The sequence below is a fragment of the Burkholderia sp. WTPI3 genome (assembly GCF_021483755.1).
Taxonomy (GTDB): Bacteria; Pseudomonadota; Gammaproteobacteria; order Burkholderiales; family Burkholderiaceae; genus Burkholderia.
Window position 1 is genome coordinate 1 of sequence record NZ_JAGIXF010000097.1, and the last position, 20,733, is coordinate 20,733.

Genomic DNA, 20,733 nt, shown 5'->3' on the forward strand with positions numbered 1-20,733 from the left:
CACCTGCCCGGCGACGCGCTGCCCGCCGCGCGCGCGATCGTCAACCCGAACCAGCCCGGCTGCGCATTCCCGAGCAAGCACCTCGCCGGGGTCGGCGTGATGTTCTACGTGCTGCTCGCGCTGCGTGCCGAACTGCGCCGTCGCGGCGCGTTCGCGAGCAAGGAGGCCGAGCCGCGTCTGGACGGGCTGCTCGACCTCGTCGCGCTCGGCACCGTCGCCGACGTCGTGCGGCTCGACGGCAACAATCGCGTGCTCGTCGCGCAGGGCCTGCAGCGCATCCGCAACGGCCGCATGCAGCCGGGCATCGCCGCGCTGTTCCGCGCCGCCGCCCGCGAGGCGCGCACCGCATCGGGCTTCGATCTCGGCTTTGGCCTCGGCCCGCGCCTGAACGCCGCCGGACGGCTCTCCGACATGTCGCTCGGCATCGAGTGCCTGATCACCGACGACATCGGCCGTGCGTGGGACCTCGCGCAACAGCTCGACGTGATGAACCGAGAGCGCCGCGAGATCGAGGCCGGCATGCAGCAGCAGGCGCTCGCCGATCTCGCCGACGTCGACCCGGCCGACGCGTGCACCATCACGCTGTTCAATCCCGAATGGCACCAGGGCGTGATCGGGATCGTCGCTGGCCGGCTCAAGGAAAAATTTCACCGCCCGTCGTTCACGTTCGCGCACGCGGACGAAGCCGGGACGCGGGTCAAGGGCTCGGGCCGGTCGATTCCCGGGTTCCACCTGCGCGATGCGCTCGATCTCGTGTCGAAGCGCGAGCCGGATCTCATCGTCGCATTCGGCGGCCACGCGATGGCGGCCGGCCTCACGCTCGACACCGACAACGTGCCGCGCTTCGCGGCCGCGTTCGAGGCGGTCGCGCGCGAGTGGCTGTCCGACGACGCGCTCGCGCGCGTGATCGAGACCGACGGCGAACTCGAGGAAGCGTATTTCACGCCGCAGTTCGTCGGGCTGCTCGACGAGGCCGTGTGGGGCCAGGGCTTTCCGGCCCCGCTTTTCTCCGGCGAATTCGACGTCGTGTCGCAGTCGCTCGTGAAGGAAAAGCACCTGAAGCTGCAACTGGCGCGCGGACGCCAGCGCTTCAACGCGATCTGGTTCAACCACACCGAGCCGCTGCCGGCCAGCGCCTTGATCGCGTACCGCCTCGTGGCCGACACGTGGAACGGCGTGACGCGCGTCCAGCTGATCGTCGAACACGCGGCCGGCTGAACGCCGGCGCGGCGGCCCAAGGCCCCGCGCAAAGCGCATGCGCGCCGCGCCGGACGGGGCCGCGGCATGCATGCCGGCACGGTCCGCGTCACCGGGAAACCCCGCCGATCGGCTATAATTCCGCTTTTTTACGAAGCAAGAAAAGCGAACGATCATGGAAGCGGAACGTCTCAACGCGATCGAAAGCTCCCTGCTCGACCTGCGCAATCGCGCGGGCGAGCTTCGGGGGTATCTTTGACTACGACGCCAAAGCTGCGCGTCTGACCGAAGTCAACAAGGAACTCGAAGACCCGAACGTCTGGAACGATTCGAAGAACGCCCAGGCGCTCGGCCGCGAGAAGAAGCTGCTCGAAGGCGTCGTCTCGACGCTGACGGTGCTCGATAGCGATCTGCGCGATGCGCTCGATCTGTTCGAGCTGGCACGCGAGGAAGGCGACGAAGACACCCTCGTCGCGTCCGAAGACGACGCGAAGAAGCTCGAAGCGCGCGTCGGCGACATCGAATTCCGCCGGATGTTCTCGAACCCGGCCGACCCGAACAACTGCTTCATCGACATCCAGGCAGGCGCCGGCGGCACCGAGGCGTGCGACTGGGCGTCGATGCTGCTGCGCCAGTACCTGCGCTATTGCGAACGCAAGGGCTTCAAGGCAGAAGTGCTCGAAGAGTCCGACGGCGACGTCGCCGGCATCAAGAACGCGACAGTCAAGGTCACGGGCGAATACGCTTACGGCTTCCTGCGCACCGAAACGGGCATCCACCGCCTCGTGCGCAAGTCGCCGTTCGACTCGTCGGGCGGCCGTCACACGTCGTTCTCGTCGGTGTTCGTGTATCCGGAAATCGACGACTCGATCGAAGTCGAGGTCAACCCGGCCGACCTGCGTATCGACACGTACCGCGCATCGGGCGCGGGCGGCCAGCACATCAACAAGACCGACTCGGCCGTGCGGATCACGCACATGCCGACCGGCATCGTCGTGCAGTGCCAGAACGACCGCTCGCAGCACCGCAACCGCGCCGAAGCGATGGCGATGCTGAAATCGCGCCTGTACGAAGCCGAAATGCGCAAGCGCCAGGCCGAGCAGGACAAGCTCGAATCGAGCAAGACCGATGTGGGCTGGGGCCATCAGATCCGCTCGTACGTGCTCGACCAGAGCCGCGTGAAGGACCTGCGCACGAACGTCGAAATGAGCAATACGCGCGCTGTCCTCGACGGCGATCTCGACGACTTCATCAGCGCGAGCCTCAAACAGGGCGTGTAAGCGCCGCGGCGCGGCCCGTCCAGGCCGCGCCGTCCTTGCCCTTCCCGTTGGCGTTGCCGCACCCACTCCGAATTCCGACCATCATGACCGAACCGACTCAAACGCAGCCCGCCGTCGCGGCGGACGAAAACCAGATCATCGCCGAGCGCCGCGAGAAGCTGCGCGCATTGCGCGAGCAAGGCGTCGCCTATCCGAACGATTTCCGGCCGACGCATCACGCCGCCGATCTCCAGGTGAAATTCGCCGACTCGGACAAGGCCGCGCTCGAAGCCGAGCAGGTCGAGGTGTCGGTCGCCGGCCGCATGATGCTCAAGCGCGTGATGGGCAAGGCGAGCTTCGCGACGGTACAGGACGGCTCGGGCCAGATCCAGTTCTTCGTGACGCCGAACGACGTCGGCGCGGAAACCTACGATGCATTCAAGAAGTGGGACCTCGGCGACATCGTCGCCGCGCGCGGCGTGCTGTTCCGCACCAACAAGGGCGAGTTGTCGGTCCAGTGCAAGGAACTGCGCCTGCTGTCGAAGGCGCTGCGTCCGCTCCCGGACAAGTTCCACGGCCTCGCCGACCAGGAAATGCGCTATCGCCAGCGCTACGTCGACCTGATCGTCACGCCGGAAACGCGCGACACGTTCCGCGCGCGTACCCGCACGATCGCGTCGATCCGCAAGTTCATGGACAACGCCGAGTTCATGGAAGTCGAAACGCCGATGCTGCACCCGATCCCGGGCGGCGCGGCGGCCAAGCCGTTCGTCACGCATCACAACGCGCTCGACATGCAGATGTTCCTGCGCATCGCACCGGAGCTGTACCTGAAGCGCCTGATCGTCGGCGGCTTCGAACGCGTGTTCGAGATCAACCGCAACTTCCGGAACGAAGGCGTGTCGCCGCGCCACAACCCGGAATTCACGATGATGGAGTTCTACGCCGCGTACACCGATTATCGCTGGCTGATGGACTTCACCGAGCAACTGATCCGCCAGGCGGCGATCGATGCGCTCGGCACCGCGACAATCCAGTACCAGGGCCGCGAACTCGATCTCGCGAAGCCCTTCCACCGCCTAACGATCACGCAGGCGATCCAGAAGTACGCGCCGCAGTACACCGACGGCCAGCTGTCGGACGACGCGTTCCTGCGCACCGAACTGAAGCGCCTGGGCGTCGACGTGTCGCAACCGGCCTTCCTGAACGCCGGCATCGGCGCACTGCAACTCGCGCTGTTCGAGGAAACGGCCGAGGCGCAGCTGTGGGAGCCGACCTACATCATCGACTACCCGGTCGAGGTGTCGCCGCTCGCACGCGCATCGGACACGGTGCCGGGCATCACCGAGCGTTTCGAGCTGTTCATGACCGGCCGCGAGATCGCGAACGGCTTCTCGGAGCTGAACGATCCGGAAGACCAGGCTGCGCGCTTCAAGAAACAGGTCGAGCAGAAGGATGCCGGCGACGAGGAAGCAATGTTCTTCGACGCCGACTACATCCGCGCGCTCGAACACGGGATGCCTCCGACGGGCGGCTGCGGGATCGGCATCGACCGTCTCGTGATGCTGCTGACCGACAGCCCGACGATCCGCGACGTGCTGCTGTTCCCGCACCTGCGCCGCGAAGACTGACGGCCTGAGCCGCGTGTGCGCCGCGCCTCGTGGCGCGCACGCGTCGGCTTTGTAACCGCACGTAAATCCCGCCTGCCGGCGCCCGCCGGCCTTCGATCCTTCCCCGTTTTATTCTCACGCCGCAACGACCTTCCGCGGGTTTTCCCGGTCGCGATCGCCTGCGTGCCGCTGCAATTTGTTACACCTTGATACGGCACCCGCCTGCCGGGTGGACGACACTCCCGTTGCGTCACCACGCATGACCACGGGACCAGAACGAAGCGCCGGAACGCCGAGTCTGCTCGATCCCGAAGCGTGGGATCCGCCCCGACGCCGGCGCGCAGGGGCCGGGTCGACACCGGAGAAAAAAATGGACAACCAGAATCAAGCCACGCCGCAAAAGCAACGCCTCCATCCGCTCATCGCCACCGCCGCCGGTGCCGTCATCGTCGCCAGCCTCGCCGCTACAGCGGCGATCACGGGCATCTTTCCGAAAGCAAGCAGCAATGAACAGAACACCCAGACCCAGGCCGCGCTGATCGCGTCGCAGCCGGCCGTCGACACGGCCGCGGCAGCCAGCACCGCCCTCGCCGCTCAGGCGCAGCAGCAGGCAGCGGAGTTGGCTGCGCAGCAAAAGGCTGCCGCGCAGGCCGCGCCGAAGCCCACGCCGCGCCAGGTGGCAACGCATCACCGCCACACGCCGGCGCCGCAGCCGCCGCAATATGCGCAGCAGCCGTACGCGCCCGCGCAGCCGACGTATTGCCAGTCTTGCGGCACGATCGTCGCGATCACGGAGAGCCGTACGCCGGGCCAGAGCTCGGGGATCGGCGCGGTCGGCGGCGCAGCGGCCGGTGGCCTGCTCGGCAACCAGTTCGGCCACGGTAACGGCCGTACCGCAATGACGATCATCGGCGCACTGGGCGGCGGCCTGGCCGGCAACCAGGTCGAAAAGCAGGTGCGCGCGGAAACCGACTATCAGGTGCAGGTACAGATGGAGAGCGGCGCGACGCGCACGTTCACGTACCACAACGCACCGCCGTTCGGCCAGGGCCAGCGCGTGCGGATCGAGAACGGCACGCTGGTCGGCGCATAACGCCCCGCGCGGAAACGAAAAAGGCTCGTGAAGCGTCACGAGCCTTTTCTTTTTGCGGGAGCCATACGAGCGCCGATGCCGGCGCGAATCTCAGTCTTCGTCGTCGAAGTCGGATTCGTCGATCCAGTGGGCCTGAATCGCCTCGAGAATCTTCTCGCCCGAGTGGGAGGGATCGTCGTCGAAGCCGTCGAGTTCGATCACCCATTGACGCAGGTCGACGAAATTGATCCGCTGCGGATCGATGTCCGGATGCTTGTCTGCAAGCGCGATGGCGAGTTCGCGCGAATCGGTCCATTTCATGGCCTGCTCTCCCGTGTAGGCGGCGGGTCCGCCGGGCGCGGCGACCATGCCGCGCACCGCCCGACCCGCCAATCCGTCAGTGATTTTCCTTCGCGTGGTTGATCGAGTACTTCGGAATCTCGACCACCAGGTCCGACTCTTCCGTCACGATCGCCTGGCACGACAGGCGCGACGTCGGCTCGAGGCCCCACGCCTTGTCGAGCAGGTCGTCCTCGTCCTCGTCAGACGGCTCGAGATCGTTGAAGCCCTCGCGAATCACCACGTGGCAGGTCGTGCACGCGCACGACTTCTCGCACGCATGCTCGATCTCGATCCCGTTGTCGAGCAGGTTGTCGCAAATACTCTTGCCGGGCGTCGCGTCGATCACTGCGCCGTCCGGGCACAGTTCGACGTGAGGCAGCACCACCAGTTGAGGCATGTCCGTTCCGTCAGTCAGGGTGCGGCGGCGAGCGCCGCACGGTTCAATATCGCGCGGGCCGTCGCCGGCCCGCATGCAGGTTGTTCGTTCAGATCTCGTCGAGCCGTCGGCCCGACAGGGCGCGCTTGATGCTCTTGTCCATCCGGCGCGCCGCGAATTCGTCGGTCCCGTCGGCCAGCGCCTTGGTCGCGGTTTCGATCGCGCTCGCATCGTCGCCCTGCGCGATCGTGCTCAGCGCCGCGACGAGCGCATCGACCTGCGTCCGTTCGGCCCCGTCGAGCAGTTCGCCGTCGGCCGCGAGCGCCGCCTGCGTCGCCTCGATCATCCGCTGGGCTTCGACCTGCGCTTCGCGCAGCGCGCGAGCGCGCATGTCGATCTCGGCGGTCTTGAAGCTGTCCTCGAGCATCTTCGCGATGTCGTCGTCGGCCAGGCCGTACGACGGCTTCACGACGACCGATGCCTCGACGCCCGAGTGCTGCTCGCGTGCGAACACCGACAGCAGCCCGTCCGCGTCGACCTGATAGGTCACGCGGATACGCGCCGCACCGGCCGTCATTGGCGGGATGCCGCGCAGCTCGAAGCGCGCGAGCGACCGGCAGTCGGCGACGAGTTCGCGCTCGCCCTGCACGACGTGGATCGCCATCGCGGTCTGGCCGTCCTTGAAGGTCGTGAATTCCTGCGCACGCGCGATCGGAATCGTCGAGTTGCGCGGAATGATCTTCTCGACGAGGCCGCCCATCGTTTCGACGCCGAGCGACAGCGGAATCACGTCGAGCAGCAGCCAGTCGTCGCCGCTGCCGCGATTGCCGGCGAGCAAATCTGCCTGGATCGCCGCGCCGAGCGCGACGACCTGGTCCGGATCGAGATTGACGAGCGGCGGCTGGCCGAAATGTTTCGCGACCGCATCGCGGATCACCGGCATGCGCGTCGCGCCGCCGACGAGCACGACACCCTTTATGTCGGCCGGGCTCACCTGTGCGTCGCGCAGGGCCTTGCGGGTCGGCGTCAGCGTGCGCTGGACGAGCGGCTCGACGAGCGCGGCAAACGTGTCGTGCGAGATCGTCTGCACGAGATGCGCACCGCTCGACAGCGTCACGTCGAGCGACGCCTGTGGCGCGGACGACAGCGCTTCCTTCAGCACGCGCACGCGGTCGAGCAGCAGGCGTACGTCCTCGGGCGCGAGCGCCTGCGCGTCGATGCCGGCCTGCGCGAGCACGTGGCAGAACAGCGCATGGTCGAAATCGTCGCCGCCGAGCGCGGAATCGCCGCCTGCGGCCAGCACTTCGAACACGCCCTTCGTCAGCTTCAGGATCGACAGGTCGAACGTGCCGCCGCCGAGGTCGTATACCGCGTACAGGCCTTCGGCCGCGTTATCCAGACCGTAGGCGATCGCCGCCGCGGTCGGTTCGTTCAGCAGGCGCAGCACGTTCAGGCCCGCGAGGCGCGCAGCGTCCTTGGTCGCCTGGCGTTGCGCGTCGTCGAAGTACGCCGGCACCGTGATGACCGCGCCGACCAGCTCGTCGCCGAGCGTATCTTCCGCGCGATAACGCAGCGTCGCGAGAATCTCGGCGGACACTTCGACCGGGCTCTTCACGCCGTCGATGGTACGGATCTGTACCATGCCGGGCGCATCGACGAATTCGTACGGCGCGTTCGCCGCGCCTTCGACCTCGGCCTTGCCACGGCCCATGAAGCGCTTGACCGACACGATCGTGTTGCGCGGATCGGTCGCAGCCTGTTCCTTCGCTTCGTGGCCGATGCGGCGGCCGCCCTTCTCCAGATAACGGACCACCGACGGCAGCAGCGCGCGGCCCGCTTCGTCCGGCAGCACTTCGGGCACGCTGTTGCGCACCGCGGCGACGAGCGAGTTCGTCGTGCCGAGATCGATCCCGACAGCGAGTCGCCGCTGATGCGGCGCCGGCGCCATGCCCGGTTCGGAAATTTGCAGTAAAGCCATCTTGGTTCGTTCGGGCGCTCGGCCCGTTTGCTGCGCGTGCCACAAGGCACGCGGTTAAGTTTCGAGGCGCTCGATCTGTGCGCCCACTTCCGACGCGACCCGCTCGATGAACATCAGCTGGCGCACGGCCTCCGCGGCGGCCTGATCGGCACCGCTGTCGAGCAACATGCCGAGGCGTTCGAGACGCACGCGCTTTTCGTCACGCAGTTCGGCGAGCAGCGCATCGAGCGCGTCGACGTTGCGAGCGGCCGCGGCATCCTCGATGCCTTCGCGCCACTCCATCTGCTGCATCAGGAACGCGGGCTCCATCGCGGTGTTGTTCTCGGCACCGATGTCGACGCCGCGCAGCGACAGCAGATAGATCGCGCGCTTCAGCGGATCGCGCAACGTGCGGTACGCCTCGTTCGCACGGGTCGCCCATTGCATCGCGATACGCTTTTGCGCGTCGCCGGCCGCCGCGAAGCGGTCCGGGTGCACCTGCGTCTGCACCGTGCGATATGCGCTGTCGAGCGCCGCCTCGTCGAGCGCGAATTGCGCCGGCAGGTGAAACAGATCGAAGTGGCTGTCTTTCAGCGAAACCATCGTCGCGTTCAATTCCGGTTCGTCGCGCGGCAAACGCCGCACATTAAAAAGGCGGCCCGTGCCGCCTCTTGCCCGCATCGCGCGGAAACCCGCGTCACACGCGGAACGATTCGCCGCAGCCGCACTCGTCCTTCACGTTCGGGTTGTTGAACTTGAACCCTTCGTTCAGGCCTTCGCGCGCGAAGTCCAGCTCGGTGCCGTCGATATACGCGAGGCTTTTCGGGTCGACGACGACCTTCACGCCATGGCTCTCGAACACCTGATCCTCGGGAGCCAGCTCGTCGACATACTCGAGCTTGTACGCGAGCCCCGAGCACCCGGTCGTGCGAACGCCAAGCCGCAGGCCCACACCCTTGCCGCGACGGACGAGGTATTTCTGGACGTGCTGTGCTGCTTTTTCGGTCAGTGTAATTGCCATGATGTCCTTGCCGCGGCGCGCCCCAAAGAGAGCTGCCGCGTTCCTTCACAAGCCGCTCGATGCCGCTCAGGCTGCTGCCTGATCGCCTTCCTTGGTGTCGTGACGCTTCTTGTAGTCGGCCACGGCTGCCTTGATCGCGTCTTCCGCGAGAATCGAGCAGTGAATCTTCACCGGCGGCAGGGCCAGCTCTTCGGCGATCTGCGTGTTCTTGATCGACAGCGCTTCGTCGAGCGTCTTGCCCTTCACCCACTCGGTCACGAGCGAGCTCGACGCGATGGCCGAACCGCAGCCGTACGTCTTGAACTTCGCGTCTTCGATCACACCGTCCGCGCCGACGCGGATCTGCAGCTTCATCACGTCGCCGCAGGCCGGCGCGCCGACCATGCCCGTACCGACCGCGTCGTCGTCTTTCGCGAACGAACCGACGTTACGCGGGTTTTCGTAGTGATCCAGAACCTTGTTGCTGTAAGACATGACTCAGACTCCTTGACTCGTTACGTCTGCGCGCGCGAATCCGCCCGCGAATGTATTGGATGCGGCGTTCAGTGTGCGGCCCATTCGATCGTCGACAGATCGATGCCTTCCTGGTGCATTTCCCAGAGCGGCGAAAGCTCGCGCAGCTTCGCGATCTTGCTGTTCAGCAGATCGATCACGAAGTCGACTTCCTGCTCCGTCGTGAAGCGGCCGACCGTGAAGCGGATCGAGCTGTGCGCCAGTTCGTCGTTGCGGCCGAGCGCACGCAGCACGTACGACGGCTCCAGCGACGCCGACGTGCACGCCGAACCCGACGACACCGCGACGTCCTTGATCGCCATGATCAGCGACTCGCCTTCGACGAAGTTGAAACTGATGTTGAGGTTGTGCGGGATACGGTGCTCGAGGTCGCCGTTCACGTACGTTTCCTCGATTTGCGACAGGCCGCGCAGCAGCTTGTCGCGCAGCATGCGGATGCGCTCGTTCTCGGTCGCCATTTCTTCGCGCGCGATGCGGAATGCTTCACCCATGCCGACGATCTGGTGCGTCGGCAGCGTGCCCGAACGCATTCCGCGCTCGTGACCGCCGCCGTGCATCTGCGCTTCGATGCGCACGCGCGGCTTGCGACGCACGTACAGCGCGCCGATGCCCTTCGGGCCATACGTCTTGTGCGCCGAGAACGACATCAGGTCGACCTTCAGCTTCGCGAGGTCGATCTCGACCTTGCCCGTCGCCTGTGCGGCGTCGACGTGGAACACAATGCCCTTCTCCCGGCAGAGTTCACCGATCGTCTCGATGTCCTGGATCACGCCGATCTCGTTGTTTACGTGCATCACCGACACGAGGATCGTGTCCGGGCGCAGCGCGGCCTTGAGCACGTCGAGGTCGAGGAGACCGTTGTCCTTCACGTCGAGATAGGTGACTTCGAAGCCGTCGCGCTCGAGCTCGCGGCAGGTGTCGAGCACGGCCTTGTGCTCGGTCTTCACCGTGATGATGTGCTTGCCCTTGCCCTTGTAGAAGTTCGCGGCACCCTTGATCGCCAGGTTGTCCGATTCGGTCGCGCCGGACGTCCAGATGATCTCGCGCGGATCCGCGTTCACGAGTGCGGCCACCTGCTCGCGCGCTTCTTCGACCGCGCGTTCCGCATCCCAGCCGTACGCGTGGCTGCGCGACGCCGGATTGCCGAACTGTTCGCGCAGGTACGGCACCATCTTGTCGACCACGCGCGGGTCCACCGGCGTCGTCGCGCTGTAATCCATGTAGATGGGCAGGTGGAGAGTCTCTTGGGTCATCTGTCGCTCCGGGTATTCTGTGCAGGGACTGTGTGCGTTATGGGGTGTGCGGCGCGTTCGCGCTCACGAACTCGCGATGTTGAACACCGAATTGGGGCCGAGGGGCATCGTGCGCACCGGTTCGGCCGGTGCCGCGGCGGGCTCCGGCGTGCGTCGGTCGCGCAACACCGTGGGGGCGCCCTCTCGCGCGCGCTGCTGATCGACGAGATCCTGCAGCGACACCGAATCCAGGTATTCGACCATCTTCTGATTCAGGGTCGACCACAGCTCGTGCGTCATGCAATGGCCGTCAGGCTGCTTCGAGCCGTCGCACGTGCCTTTGCCGCCGCACTGCGTGGCGTCGAGCGGTTCATCGACCGCGATGATGATGTCGGCGACGGTGACGTCCTGCGCGCGGCGCGCGAGGTTGTAGCCGCCGCCCGGGCCGCGCACGGATTCGACGATTTCATGCCTGCGCAGCTTGCCGAACAGCTGTTCGAGATACGAGAGCGAAATCCGCTGGCGCTGGCTGATGCCTGCAAGCGTCACCGGGCCCTGCTCCTGGCGCAGTGCCAAGTCAATCATCGCCGTGACGGCGAAACGGCCTTTGGTGGTGAGTCTCATGGTGTCTAGGGGACTGCAATCTTGACGATTTTGGTCAAGTATAAATATTTGACGTTTTTAGTCAAGTATCCATGTCTTTGACAGGGTATTCGCAGACCACTGAATTTCCTGCCGCGATCAGCGCGCGGTGCGCGCCTTGAGGGCGTCCAGCAGGCCCGCGCATGCGCGCTCGACCTGATCGAGCACTTGCTCGAAGCCCTGCGCACCGCCGAAATAGGGATCGGCGACTTCGGTCTCGGCCGCGCCCGGTGCGAATTCCATCAGCAGGCGCACCTTGTCGCGATGCTGTGTCGGGCAACGCCGATGCAGTTCCGCGAGGTTGGCCTCGTCCATCGCGAGCAGCAGATCGAAACGCTCGAAGTCCGCCGCACCCACCTGCCGCGCCCGCAGCGCCGACAGGTCATAGCCGCGCGTGTGCGCGGCAGCCTGCGCGCGCGTATCGGGCGGCTCGCCGACGTGCCAGTCGCCGGTGCCGGCCGAGTCGATCGCGATCCGGTCGGCCAGCCCGGCCGCGTCCACCTGATGGCGCATCACGCCTTCTGCCGTAGGCGAACGGCAGATATTGCCAAGACAGACGAAACAGATCGCAACGCGGTTCATTGCACTATCGGAAAGCCGCGGCGAACCGCGTGGGAGAACAACGCGCCATTATACAAAGACGCCCGGAATCGCGCCGTCGCACAAAGCGACGGCGGTATGCGTTACAGCGCCTTCGGTGCGGCGAGCACGACGTCGCCGGATGCGGGCGACAGCGACTTCGTCGCGTCGTCGACCAGACCGAACGAGACCGCGCGCGCCAGCTCGGCCGATGCCTGATGAACGGCGAGCGGGCCGCGCGACGGCGTATCGGCCATCGCGTGGAGATAGGCGGCCGCCGCGAGCGGAACAACGATTGCCAGCGGCCAGTACATCGATATTGTCTTTTTCATGATGCGGCTCCTTGACCTGATTCCCCGAAACCCAATTTCGGGGACTACAGACAAGATTCTATAGACCGCATCTATCGAGATAAATACACGAATAGCGAACGCACTGTTGCTGCCCGATGAACAGTCGTCAGCCGAGGTGGCTCTTCGACGCCGCGTACAACTCGCGGAACGTGCGCCCGGTCGGCGTCGGCATGTCGCGCGTGTCCATCCAGCCGCCCATCATCGGCAGGCGCCGCAGCATGCCGCCGCTGCCGCCCAGCCGCTCGAGGATGCGCACCGCAAGCTTGGTCGTCAGCGCGTAGAGCACCGGCCGACGCGCGAAAAAACCCCACGCGGCGAGCCCCGCGCGCTCACGCCACGGCCGCAGGTGCCGCTCGACCTGCCTCTCGCGCAGCGTGCGCAGCAGATGCGACAACGGAATCCCGGCCGGGCACACGCTGTCGCACTCGCCGCACAGCGTCGCGGCCTGCGGCAGGTCCAGCGCCCGGTCGATCCCGACATAACTCGGCGTCAGCACCGAGCCCATCGGCCCCGGATAGACCCAGCCGTATGCGTGGCCGCCGACCTTCTGGTAGACCGGGCAGTGATTCATGCACGCGCCGCAGCGGATGCAGCGCAGCATCTCCTGGAACTCGCCGCCGATCAGGCCGGTGCGGCCGCCGTCGACGAGCACCACGTAGTTGTGTTCCGGGCCGTCCTCGTCGCCGGGGCCGCGCGGGCCGGTGAGCAGCGAGAAGTAGTTCGACGTCTTCTGCCCGGTCGCCGAGCGCGGCAGCAGGCGCATCGCGGTCGCCAGATCCTCGAGCGTGGGCAGCACCTTCTCGATGCCCGTCACCGCGACGTGCACGCGCGGCATCACCGTGCACATCCCTTCATTGCCCTCGTTCGTGACGACCGCGACCGAGCCCGTCTCGGCGATCACGAAATTGCCGCCCGTCACGCCCATGTCGGCCGACATGAAATGCGGGCGCAGTACTTCGCGCGCCTCGCGCGTCATGTCGGGAATCTTGGTCAGCCGTTCGCGCTGGTGCGTGCGCGCGAACAGGTCGGCGATCTCGTCCTTGTCCTTGTGCACGACGGGCGCAATGATGTGGCTCGGCGGCTCGTTGTCGTTGATCTGGAGGATGTATTCGCCGAGATCCGTCTCGATCGACTGCACGCCCATCTCCGCGAGCACCGCGTTCAGGCGCATTTCCTCGGACACCATCGACTTCGTCTTGATGACCTTCTTCACGTCGTGGCGGCGCGCGATGTCGGCGACGAGCCGCGCGGCGTCGGCAGTCGTTTCCGCGAACAGCACGGTCGTGCCGCGCCGCGTCGCCTCGCGCTCGAACGCCTCGAGCCAGACGTCGAGGTTTTCCAGCGCACGGTTGCGGCGCGCCTTCAGCGCGGCCCGGGTCGCCTGGAAGTCGATCGCGGTCATCGCGTCGGCGCGCGCGGACACGAACTTCGTCGACAGCTTCTTCAAGTTCTGCTGCAGGCGCCGGTCGGCCAGCTTCTGGCCGGCGCGCGCCTTGAAATGCATCGATTGGACTTGCATCGCGGTATCGGGGAAAAGTGAGCGGAACCGGGCGTCAGACGTCGCCCGCCAGCACCTGCGCGACGTGCAGCACGCGCGTGTCGCGGTCGCCCGTGCGGCGCAACCGCCCTTCGAGGTTCAGCATGCAGCCGAGATCGCCGAGCACGACGGCGCTCGCGCCCGATGCGCGCACGTTCGCGCATTTCTCGTCCGCGATGGCCGCCGAGATATCGCCGTACTTCACCGCGAACGTACCGCCAAAGCCGCAGCAGTGCTCGCAATCCTTCATTTCGGTCACGGCAACGCCGCGCTGCGCGAGCAGCGCGCGCGGCTGCGCCTTCACGCCGAGTTCGCGCAGCCCCGAGCACGAGTCGTGATAGGTGACGGGCCCCGTGAACTCACCGGGCGCGAGCGTGACCTTCGCGACGTTCACAAGGAAATCGGTCAGTTCGTAGACCTTCGGCTGCAGCCGCGCATAGCGCCCCATCAGTTCGGGATCGTCGCGAAACAAGTCGCCGTAGTGCGCTCGGATCATCCCGCCGCACGAACCCGACGGCGCAACGACGTAATCGAACTGCTCGAATTCGCGCAGCGTCTTTTCCGCGAGATCGCGCGCGAGCGCGCGGTCGCCCGAGTTGTAGGCCGGCTGGCCGCAGCATGTCTGCGCGGGCGGCACGAACACCTCGTAGCCGGCGTCGCGAATCAGCTTCAGCGCCGAAAAACCGATTTCCGGACGCATCAGGTCGACCAGGCAGGTCACGAACAAACCGACTCGCATACGCGCTCCTTCGAGAAAACGACTCTCATTATCCGCCGTTTGGCCGGCAAGACCAACGCCGGCGCGCACGCAAGTGCATGCCGCCAGATGCGAGGACTTCCTCGAACGGCGTTCGCTTTTTTCACAATACGAGATACAATCGACGCAACACCGCTTGACGCGTCAACCGATTCTCCCCCGACATGAGCCAACCCACCCCGGATTCCAAAACGTCGATCCAGGTGATCGAACGCATGATGCGGCTGCTGGACGCGCTTGCCGCGCACAGCGACCCCGTCAGCCTGAAAGAACTTGCGCAGCGCACGGACCTGCATCCGTCGACCGCACACCGCATCCTCAACGACATGGTGACCTGCCGCCTCGTCGACCGCTCCGATCCCGGTACGTACCGGCTCGGCATGCGGCTGCTCGAGCTCGGCAACCTCGTGAAGGCGCGCCTGTCGGTACGCGACGCCGCGCTGATGCCGATGCGCGAGCTGCACCGCCTCACCGGCCAGACCGTGAACCTGTCGGTACGTCAGGGCGACGAGATCGTCTATATCGAGCGTGCGTATTCGGAGCGCTCGGGGATGCAGGTCGTCCGCGCGATCGGCGGCCGCGCGCCGCTGCACCTCACGTCGGTCGGCAAGCTGTTTCTCGCGGTCGACGAAACCGCGCGCGTGCGCGCCTATGCAACGCGCACGGGGCTGTCCGGCCACACGCAGAACAGCATCACCGACATTGCGAAGCTCGAGCGCGAACTGACACTCGTTCGCCAGCAATCGTGCGCACGCGATAACGAGGAGCTGGAACTCGGCGTGCGCTGTATCGCGGCCGGCATCTACGACGATTCGGGCAAGCTCGTCGCCGGGCTGTCGCTGTCGGCCCCGGCCGACCGCCTGCAGGACGCATGGCTCGGCCAGTTGAGCCGCACCGCGCTCACCATCTCGGAATCGCTCGGCTACCGGCCCGCGCCCGCGAAGGACACGGACGGGCTGCAACGGCACGCATAAGCGCTGCCACCCGCTGCGCCGCAGCCGAACGAAAAAGCCCCGCGATTGCGGGGCTTTTTCGTTGCGGCGATCGCGGGGATCCCGGCATACGGCGGCGAACCGCCGAAGCCCGGTCAGGTACCGCCGTTCGCCGTATTGGCCGCGGTCAGGCGCTCGCCGCCGCCGGCATCGAGCCAGTTGCGCAGGCGCGCTGCGTCGGCAAAGCGCGAATACTTGCCGAACGAATCGAGCAGCACCATCACCATCGGCCGGCCATGGATCGTCGCCTGCATCACGAGACATTCGCCCGCTTCGTTGATGAAGCCAGTCTTCTGCAGACCGATGTCCCACGAGCCATTGCCGCGGATCAGCGCGTTCGTGCTGTTGTAGACCAGATTGCGCTTGCCCGTGTACACGTCGTACGTACGATCGGTCGAGAACTGACGAATCATCGGGTACTGGTACGCGGCGTTGACCATCTTCACGAGGTCGCGCGCGCTCGACACGTTCGAGCTCGACAGACCGGTCGAATTCTCGAAGTGCGTGTCGGTCATCCCGAGCGCCTTGGCCTTCGCGTTCATCGCGGCGATGAACGCCGGACGGCCGCCCGGGTAGTAACGCGACAACGCAGCCGCGGCGCGGTTTTCCGAAGCCATCAGCGCGATGTGCAGCATGTCTTCACGCGACAGGACCGAGCCGACCGACAGGCGCGAGCCCGTGTTCTTCTCGTAGTCCCGATCTTCGTCGGTGACTTCGATCTGTTCGTTCATCGGCGCCTTCGAGTCGAGAACGACCATCGCCGTCATCAGCTTCGAGATCGACGCGATCGGCACGACGGCGTGCGAATTCTTGTCGAACAGCGGCTCGCCGGTGTTCTGGTCGACGACGTACGCGACGCTCGAGCGCAACGCGAGCGCGTCCGGCGTGTCGTGCAGGCCGAACGCCTGACCCACGGTCGGCCGGCGCGGCTGGAACGCGACCTTGCGGACCGCGCCACGATGGCCGTGCACGTTCGACGCGAGCGTCACGCGCTTGCGCGACGCCTTTGCACGCGGCGCGTCGGCCGATGCGACCTTGGCGGATTTTTCGGACGCGGCCTTGACCGACTTCTTCTTCGCGGACGAAGCGGAGGCAGTCTTTTTGGCGGCGTGGTGAGTGCTCGCAGTGGCGGCAAAGGCGTCAGCGGGCGCGACGGACGCGGCGGTCGCCAGCAAGGCGACGGCGACCGACACAGCCGTGCCGAGCGTCATGCTCTGCAACAATCTGCGCGGTGAAAACGATTCGGCTTTCATTGGGGTCTGGACAAAGCGGGCGGGAGGTTTCCGCAAGTGTAGTTAAAGCTGAAAAAAAGAGCAATATTAGGCACTTACCGATCGTCGTTAAACCGGAATGTAAGGGTCGCTCAACCGCGATCGATCGACCCTCCCGCTCCTATTGGAAAAATCCATGGGATGCGCTGCCCGACAGTACTCGTTTCCCGATTACCACACGGTTAATTGAGATAACGTCACTTCGGCGACGAATTAAAGCGGGGAAAGTACGTATCCGACGCTCGGTGTGCCACCGGCACCGGTCTTGGCTGCGGCGGCGGCACGTCGCCACGGCACGCGCATTGAAACGACGCGCTTTTCGACAGGAACAGAAGCATAACGTTCCACACGCCTGTCAGGTTTACCTGTGCATGATCATGGTGCGGCGCGCCCGCCCCGGCCCGGTGCGCACCATATGGGATCGCGCCTGAAACCGATTCCGAACGATCACGATAACTTGTTGTTTTATCGATAATTTGTCGCAATTGTGCAACGCACAAAAAATACTTGACAAGACTTTTCTCTGCCCTAAAATACGACTCATTGCTGCGTTGCACAAAGCACGCGGATCCGAGATTCCCCAGCGTAGTGCCCTTTCCCCCTGCGATCGACGCGATCGCTTTTCAGGAGCTTGACATGTCCTTGCTGACCCCCGAGCAAATCGCCGCCGCCCAGAAAACCAACCTCGAAAGCCTGTTCGGTCTGACGACCAAGGCATTCGAAGGCGTCGAAAAGCTGATCGAACTGAACCTGCAGGTCGTGAAGTCGACGCTGACGGAAAGTCAGGAAAACGCACAGCGCCTGCTGTCGGTGAAGGACGCGCAAGAACTGATCGCGCTGCAAGCGAGCCTGTCGCAACCGGTCGCGGAAAAGGTTCTTTCGTACAGCCGTCACCTGTATGAAATCGCGTCGTCGACGCAAGCCGAGTTCGCGAAGGTTGCAGAAGCGCAATTCGAAGAGCAGAACAAGAAGGTCCAGGCGCTCGTCGACAACGTCGCGAAGAACGCCCCGGCCGGTTCGGAAACGGCTGTTGCCGCACTGAAGTCGGCACTGAACGCTGCCAACACCACGTACGAAACGGTCCAGAAGGCTGCCAAGCAAGCCGTCGAGATCGCTGAAACGAACTTCAACGCGGCTGCCGCTGTCGCGACGAAGGCCGCGAGCGCTGCTGCATCGCGCCGCACGAGCAAGCCGGCCGCGTAAGCGCCCCCCTGCTCCTGAAAAAGCCGCGCAGTGCGCGGCTTTTTCGTTTCCGGCGCCGGAACGCGCGCGCCTTGCGGCCGCCGCCAGCCCGCACGGAACGGCCGAGCAGCCGCTGACCGCGAGCAAAATAAAACGCCGCCGTCCGGATTTCCCGGGCGGCGGCGTTTTTCCTGGCCGGTGTGAAGCCGGCCGTGCCGGTCGCGTTACTTCTTGCGTTGCGGCGGCAGGTCGGTACAGACGCCTTCGTACAGCTCGGCGGCCATGCCGACCGATTCGCCGAGCGTCGGGTGCGGATGGATCGTCTTGCCGATGTCTTCCGCGTCCGCGCCCATTTCAACGGCGAGACACACTTCGCTGATCAGGTCGCCCGCGTTCAGGCCGACGATGCCGCCGCCGATCACGCGATGGGTTGCCTCGTCGAAGATCAGCTTCGTGAAGCCTTCGTCGCGACCGTTCGCGATCGCGCGGCCTGATGCGGCCCACGGGAACACGGCCTTGCCGTACTTGATGCCTTCGGCCTTGCACTGGTCTTCCGTCTTGCCGGCCCATGCCACTTCCGGATCGGTGTACGCCACCGACGGAATTTGCAGCGCGTCGAAGTATGCCTTCTCGCCGTGTGCCGCTTCCGCTGCGACGTGGCCTTCGTGCACGGCCTTGTGCGCGAGCATCGGCTGGCCGACGACGTCGCCGATCGCGAAGATGTGCGGGACATTCGTGCGCATCTGCTTGTCGACGTCGATGAAGCCGCGGTCGGTGACGGCCACGCCGGCCTTGTCCGCGCCGATCTTCTTGCCGTTCGGGCTGCGGCCCACCGCTACGAGCACGAGGTCGTAGCGCTGCGCTTCCGCCGGGGCCTTTTCGCCCTCGAATTTCACGTAGATGCCGTCTTCCTTCGCTTCCGCGCCGACCGTCTTGGTCTTCAGCATCACGTTGCCGAAGCGCTTCGCGTTGTACTTTTCCCAGACCTTCACGAGATCGCGGTCCGCGCCCATCATCAGGCCGTCCATCATTTCGACCACGTCGATCTCGGCGCCGAGCGTCGAGTACACCGTTGCCATTTCGAGGCCGATGATGCCGCCGCCGATCACCAGCATGCGCTTGGGCAACTGGCGCAGTTCGAGTGCGCCCGTCGAATCGACGACGCGCGGGTCTTCCGGCATGAACGGCAGCTTCACCGCTTGCGAGCCGGCGGCGATGATCGCCTGCTTGAACTTGACGACCTTCTTGCCGTTCTCGCCCTGCACTTCCAAGTGATACGGATCGACGAAAGCGCCGACGCCGGTCACGACTTCGACCTTGCGGGCCTTCGCCATGCCGGCGAGGCCCGTCGTCAGTTTCTTGACGACGCCGCCCTTGAAGTCGCGCAGCTTGTCGAGGTCGACTTGCGGCTTGCCGAACGTGATGCCGTGTGACGCGAGCGACGCGGCTTCTTCGACGACGAGCGACGTGTGCAGCAGTGCTTTCGACGGGATGCAGCCGACGTTCAGGCACACGCCGCCGAGCGTCGAGTAGCGTTCGACGAGCACCGTCTTCATGCCGAGGTCGGCTGCGCGGAACGCGGCCGAGTAGCCGCCGGGGCCGGCGCCGAGCACGAGCATGTCGCACTCGATGTCGGCGGCGCCGGCGTAGCTGCCGGCTTGCGGTGCAGGTGCCGGGGCGGCTGCCGGTGCTGCGGCCGGAGCGGCTGCGGGCTTTGCCGGCTCCGCTGCTTTCGCGGGAGCAGCTGCAACTGCCGATGCTTCGACGATGGCGATGACCGTGCCTTGCGAGACTTTCTCGCCGGCCTTGACCTTGACTTCCTTGACCGTGCCGGCGACGTCGCTGGGCACTTCCATGGAAGCTTTGTCCGATTCGAGCGTGATAAGCGTTTGCTCTTTTTCGATCACGTCGCCCGGCTTCACGTTGACTTCGATGACATCGACGCCGCTGAAATCGCCGATATCCGGAACCTTGACTTCGATGAGACTCATTACTGTCCCCTTCTTGATTAGCTGCAGACAGAGGGGGAGAAACCCGCGAAAGAACCAGTTGCGACTTACGGCCTGACAAGAGAACACGAACCTGGGCAGAACCACCTTTGCTGTCCGCCCAAGGACGCGCCTTTCTTTTGGTTACTTTTCTTTGGAAGACGACCCGAAGGTAGTCCCTGCGGGACAAAGAAAAGTGACCGCCGCCCCGCGCAGGGGCGACGCTAATAGACCGTTAGCAAAACAGGTTCAACGACAGAGCGTGGATAACAAACAAAAAAACCACGCCCCCGCGAGCCGCTCCCACGCTCATCAAAGAATGATGCGACGGAAATCCCCGAGCAACGCCCCGAGATACGCATTGAACCGCGCGGCTTCCGCGCCATCGATGACACGATGGTCATACGACAGCGACAGCGGCAGCGTCAGGCGCGGCACGAACTGCTTGCCGTCCCACACCGGCTTCATCTGGCCGCGCGACAACCCGAGGATTGCCACTTCCGGCGCGTTGATGATCGGCGTGAAGTTGGTGCCACCGATCCCGCCGAGCGACGAGATCGAGAAGCAACCGCCCTGCATCTGGTCCGGCTTCAGCTTGCCGTCACGCGCTGCCTTCGACAGCTCGGCCATTTCCTTCGCGATATCGACGAGGCCCTTCTTGTCCGCATCGCGGATCACCGGCACGACGAGACCGTTCGGCGTGTCCGCAGCGAAACCGACGTGGTAGTACTGCTTGAACACCAGGTTGTCGCCGTCGAGGCTCGCGTTGAAGGTCGGGAACTTCTTCAGCGCAGCGACGACCGCCTTGATCACGAATGCGAGCATCGTGAACTTCACGCCCGCCTTCTCGTGT

The 20,733-nt window shown here is 65.2% G+C and carries 21 protein-coding genes; 6 read left to right on the plus strand and 15 right to left on the minus strand.

Features of this window, described 5'->3' with window-relative positions:
- The 4 genes from J7024_RS31570 to J7024_RS31585 all read left to right on the plus strand — a co-directional run.
- A partial coding sequence (locus tag J7024_RS31570) for a single-stranded-DNA-specific exonuclease RecJ (RefSeq protein ID WP_234745791.1) occupies nt 1–1,218 on the plus strand: 1,218 nt, incomplete at its 5' end.
- A gap of 154 nt (nt 1,219–1,372) precedes the next feature.
- Nucleotides 1,373–2,477, plus strand: a protein-coding gene (gene prfB, locus J7024_RS31575; protein WP_096507246.1) for a peptide chain release factor 2 whose coding sequence is annotated in 2 segments (ribosomal slippage) — nt 1,373–1,453 and nt 1,455–2,477 — 1,104 coding nt in all. Because the reading frame shifts where the segments join, the coding sequence is not laid out codon by codon here.
- Between the two features lie 83 nt (nt 2,478–2,560).
- Complete coding sequence (gene lysS / locus J7024_RS31580; RefSeq protein WP_096507245.1) at nt 2,561–4,087, plus strand: lysine--tRNA ligase; 1,527 nt, start codon at nt 2,561–2,563, stop codon at nt 4,085–4,087.
- 349 nt (nt 4,088–4,436) lie between these two features.
- On the plus strand, nt 4,437–5,159 hold the full coding sequence (locus tag J7024_RS31585) for a glycine zipper 2TM domain-containing protein (RefSeq protein ID WP_124829387.1): 723 nt from the start codon (nt 4,437–4,439) through the stop codon (nt 5,157–5,159).
- A 90-nt stretch (nt 5,160–5,249) separates the two neighbouring features.
- Here J7024_RS31585 and iscX read toward each other — a convergent pair whose 3' ends face one another.
- From iscX to J7024_RS31645, 12 genes are all read right to left on the minus strand, one after another.
- A complete protein-coding gene (gene iscX / locus J7024_RS31590) occupies nt 5,250–5,459 on the minus strand; it encodes a Fe-S cluster assembly protein IscX (protein WP_124829388.1) in 210 nt (69 codons plus the stop codon).
- 76 nt (nt 5,460–5,535) lie between these two features.
- Nucleotides 5,536–5,877 (minus strand): ISC system 2Fe-2S type ferredoxin, encoded by a 342-nt coding sequence (gene fdx, locus J7024_RS31595; RefSeq protein WP_096507242.1) that lies wholly within the window; start codon nt 5,875–5,877, stop codon nt 5,536–5,538.
- 88 nt (nt 5,878–5,965) lie between these two features.
- A complete protein-coding gene (gene hscA / locus J7024_RS31600) occupies nt 5,966–7,834 on the minus strand; it encodes a Fe-S protein assembly chaperone HscA (RefSeq protein ID WP_124829389.1) in 1,869 nt (622 codons plus the stop codon).
- Nucleotides 7,835–7,888: 54 nt separating this feature from the next.
- A complete protein-coding gene (hscB, locus tag J7024_RS31605; protein WP_124829390.1) occupies nt 7,889–8,416 on the minus strand; it encodes a Fe-S protein assembly co-chaperone HscB in 528 nt (175 codons plus the stop codon).
- A 94-nt stretch (nt 8,417–8,510) separates the two neighbouring features.
- Nucleotides 8,511–8,834: an iron-sulfur cluster assembly protein IscA gene (iscA, locus tag J7024_RS31610; protein WP_011885413.1), complete on the minus strand. Its 324-nt coding sequence runs from the start codon at nt 8,832–8,834 to the stop codon at nt 8,511–8,513.
- A gap of 66 nt (nt 8,835–8,900) precedes the next feature.
- Nucleotides 8,901–9,308 carry a Fe-S cluster assembly scaffold IscU gene (iscU, locus tag J7024_RS31615; protein WP_009691729.1) on the minus strand — a complete coding sequence of 136 codons (408 nt, stop codon included), beginning with the start codon at nt 9,306–9,308 and terminating at the stop codon, nt 8,901–8,903.
- Between the two features lie 68 nt (nt 9,309–9,376).
- Nucleotides 9,377–10,600, minus strand: coding sequence for an IscS subfamily cysteine desulfurase (locus J7024_RS31620; protein WP_096507240.1), 1,224 nt, complete (start codon nt 10,598–10,600; stop codon nt 9,377–9,379).
- 63 nt (nt 10,601–10,663) lie between these two features.
- Entirely contained in the window at nt 10,664–11,203 is a 540-nt protein-coding gene (iscR, locus tag J7024_RS31625) for a Fe-S cluster assembly transcriptional regulator IscR (protein ID WP_124829391.1), read from the minus strand.
- Nucleotides 11,204–11,320: 117 nt separating this feature from the next.
- The gene (locus J7024_RS31630) at nt 11,321–11,803 is read right to left on the minus strand and encodes a low molecular weight protein-tyrosine-phosphatase (RefSeq protein WP_124829392.1); all 483 of its coding nucleotides are present in this window, start codon (nt 11,801–11,803) and stop codon (nt 11,321–11,323) included.
- A gap of 101 nt (nt 11,804–11,904) precedes the next feature.
- Nucleotides 11,905–12,132 carry a hypothetical protein gene (locus J7024_RS31635; protein ID WP_124829393.1) on the minus strand — a complete coding sequence of 76 codons (228 nt, stop codon included), beginning with the start codon at nt 12,130–12,132 and terminating at the stop codon, nt 11,905–11,907.
- A 127-nt stretch (nt 12,133–12,259) separates the two neighbouring features.
- Nucleotides 12,260–13,672 (minus strand): lactate utilization protein B, encoded by a 1,413-nt coding sequence (locus J7024_RS31640; protein ID WP_124829394.1) that lies wholly within the window; start codon nt 13,670–13,672, stop codon nt 12,260–12,262.
- Between the two features lie 34 nt (nt 13,673–13,706).
- Entirely contained in the window at nt 13,707–14,429 is a 723-nt protein-coding gene (locus J7024_RS31645) for a (Fe-S)-binding protein (RefSeq protein WP_124829395.1), read from the minus strand.
- Between the two features lie 182 nt (nt 14,430–14,611).
- Here J7024_RS31645 and J7024_RS31650 point away from each other — a divergent pair, with 182 nt between their 5' ends.
- Complete coding sequence (locus tag J7024_RS31650) at nt 14,612–15,421, plus strand: IclR family transcriptional regulator (protein ID WP_124829397.1); 810 nt, start codon at nt 14,612–14,614, stop codon at nt 15,419–15,421.
- Nucleotides 15,422–15,534: 113 nt separating this feature from the next.
- Here J7024_RS31650 and pbpG read toward each other — a convergent pair whose 3' ends face one another.
- The gene (pbpG, locus tag J7024_RS31655; protein ID WP_124829398.1) at nt 15,535–16,692 is read right to left on the minus strand and encodes a D-alanyl-D-alanine endopeptidase; all 1,158 of its coding nucleotides are present in this window, start codon (nt 16,690–16,692) and stop codon (nt 15,535–15,537) included.
- A 654-nt stretch (nt 16,693–17,346) separates the two neighbouring features.
- Between pbpG and J7024_RS31660 the strand changes: the two genes are divergently transcribed.
- The gene (locus J7024_RS31660; RefSeq protein ID WP_234745792.1) at nt 17,347–17,913 is read left to right on the plus strand and encodes a phasin family protein; all 567 of its coding nucleotides are present in this window, start codon (nt 17,347–17,349) and stop codon (nt 17,911–17,913) included.
- Nucleotides 17,914–18,116: 203 nt separating this feature from the next.
- On the opposite strand, the gene lpdA is transcribed toward J7024_RS31660, so the two are convergent.
- Nucleotides 18,117–19,883, minus strand: coding sequence for a dihydrolipoyl dehydrogenase (gene lpdA / locus J7024_RS31665; RefSeq protein ID WP_124829399.1), 1,767 nt, complete (start codon nt 19,881–19,883; stop codon nt 18,117–18,119).
- Nucleotides 19,884–20,192: 309 nt separating this feature from the next.
- Nucleotides 20,193–20,733, minus strand: a 541-nt coding sequence (locus J7024_RS31670) for a 2-oxo acid dehydrogenase subunit E2 (protein ID WP_234745793.1), incomplete at its 5' end; no start/stop codon positions are given.

Coding starts and splice junctions, on each gene's coding strand:
- iscU (WP_009691729.1), bottom strand. CDS start 9,308: ATGTCTTACAGCAACAAGGTTCTGGATCACTACGAAAACCCGCGTAAC.
- J7024_RS31585 (WP_124829387.1), top strand. CDS start 4,437: ATGGACAACCAGAATCAAGCCACGCCGCAAAAGCAACGCCTCCATCCG.
- fdx (WP_096507242.1), bottom strand. CDS start 5,877: ATGCCTCAACTGGTGGTGCTGCCTCACGTCGAACTGTGCCCGGACGGC.
- lysS (WP_096507245.1), top strand. CDS start 2,561: ATGACCGAACCGACTCAAACGCAGCCCGCCGTCGCGGCGGACGAAAAC.
- iscA (WP_011885413.1), bottom strand. CDS start 8,834: ATGGCAATTACACTGACCGAAAAAGCAGCACAGCACGTCCAGAAATAC.
- J7024_RS31630 (WP_124829392.1), bottom strand. CDS start 11,803: ATGAACCGCGTTGCGATCTGTTTCGTCTGTCTTGGCAATATCTGCCGT.
- pbpG (WP_124829398.1), bottom strand. CDS start 16,692: ATGAAAGCCGAATCGTTTTCACCGCGCAGATTGTTGCAGAGCATGACG.
- J7024_RS31620 (WP_096507240.1), bottom strand. CDS start 10,600: ATGACCCAAGAGACTCTCCACCTGCCCATCTACATGGATTACAGCGCG.
- hscB (WP_124829390.1), bottom strand. CDS start 8,416: ATGGTTTCGCTGAAAGACAGCCACTTCGATCTGTTTCACCTGCCGGCG.
- J7024_RS31660 (WP_234745792.1), top strand. CDS start 17,347: ATGTCCTTGCTGACCCCCGAGCAAATCGCCGCCGCCCAGAAAACCAAC.
- iscR (WP_124829391.1), bottom strand. CDS start 11,203: ATGAGACTCACCACCAAAGGCCGTTTCGCCGTCACGGCGATGATTGAC.
- lpdA (WP_124829399.1), bottom strand. CDS start 19,883: ATGAGTCTCATCGAAGTCAAGGTTCCGGATATCGGCGATTTCAGCGGC.
- J7024_RS31635 (WP_124829393.1), bottom strand. CDS start 12,132: ATGAAAAAGACAATATCGATGTACTGGCCGCTGGCAATCGTTGTTCCG.
- iscX (WP_124829388.1), bottom strand. CDS start 5,459: ATGAAATGGACCGATTCGCGCGAACTCGCCATCGCGCTTGCAGACAAG.
- hscA (WP_124829389.1), bottom strand. CDS start 7,834: ATGGCTTTACTGCAAATTTCCGAACCGGGCATGGCGCCGGCGCCGCAT.
- J7024_RS31640 (WP_124829394.1), bottom strand. CDS start 13,672: ATGCAAGTCCAATCGATGCATTTCAAGGCGCGCGCCGGCCAGAAGCTG.
- J7024_RS31650 (WP_124829397.1), top strand. CDS start 14,612: ATGAGCCAACCCACCCCGGATTCCAAAACGTCGATCCAGGTGATCGAA.
- J7024_RS31645 (WP_124829395.1), bottom strand. CDS start 14,429: ATGCGAGTCGGTTTGTTCGTGACCTGCCTGGTCGACCTGATGCGTCCG.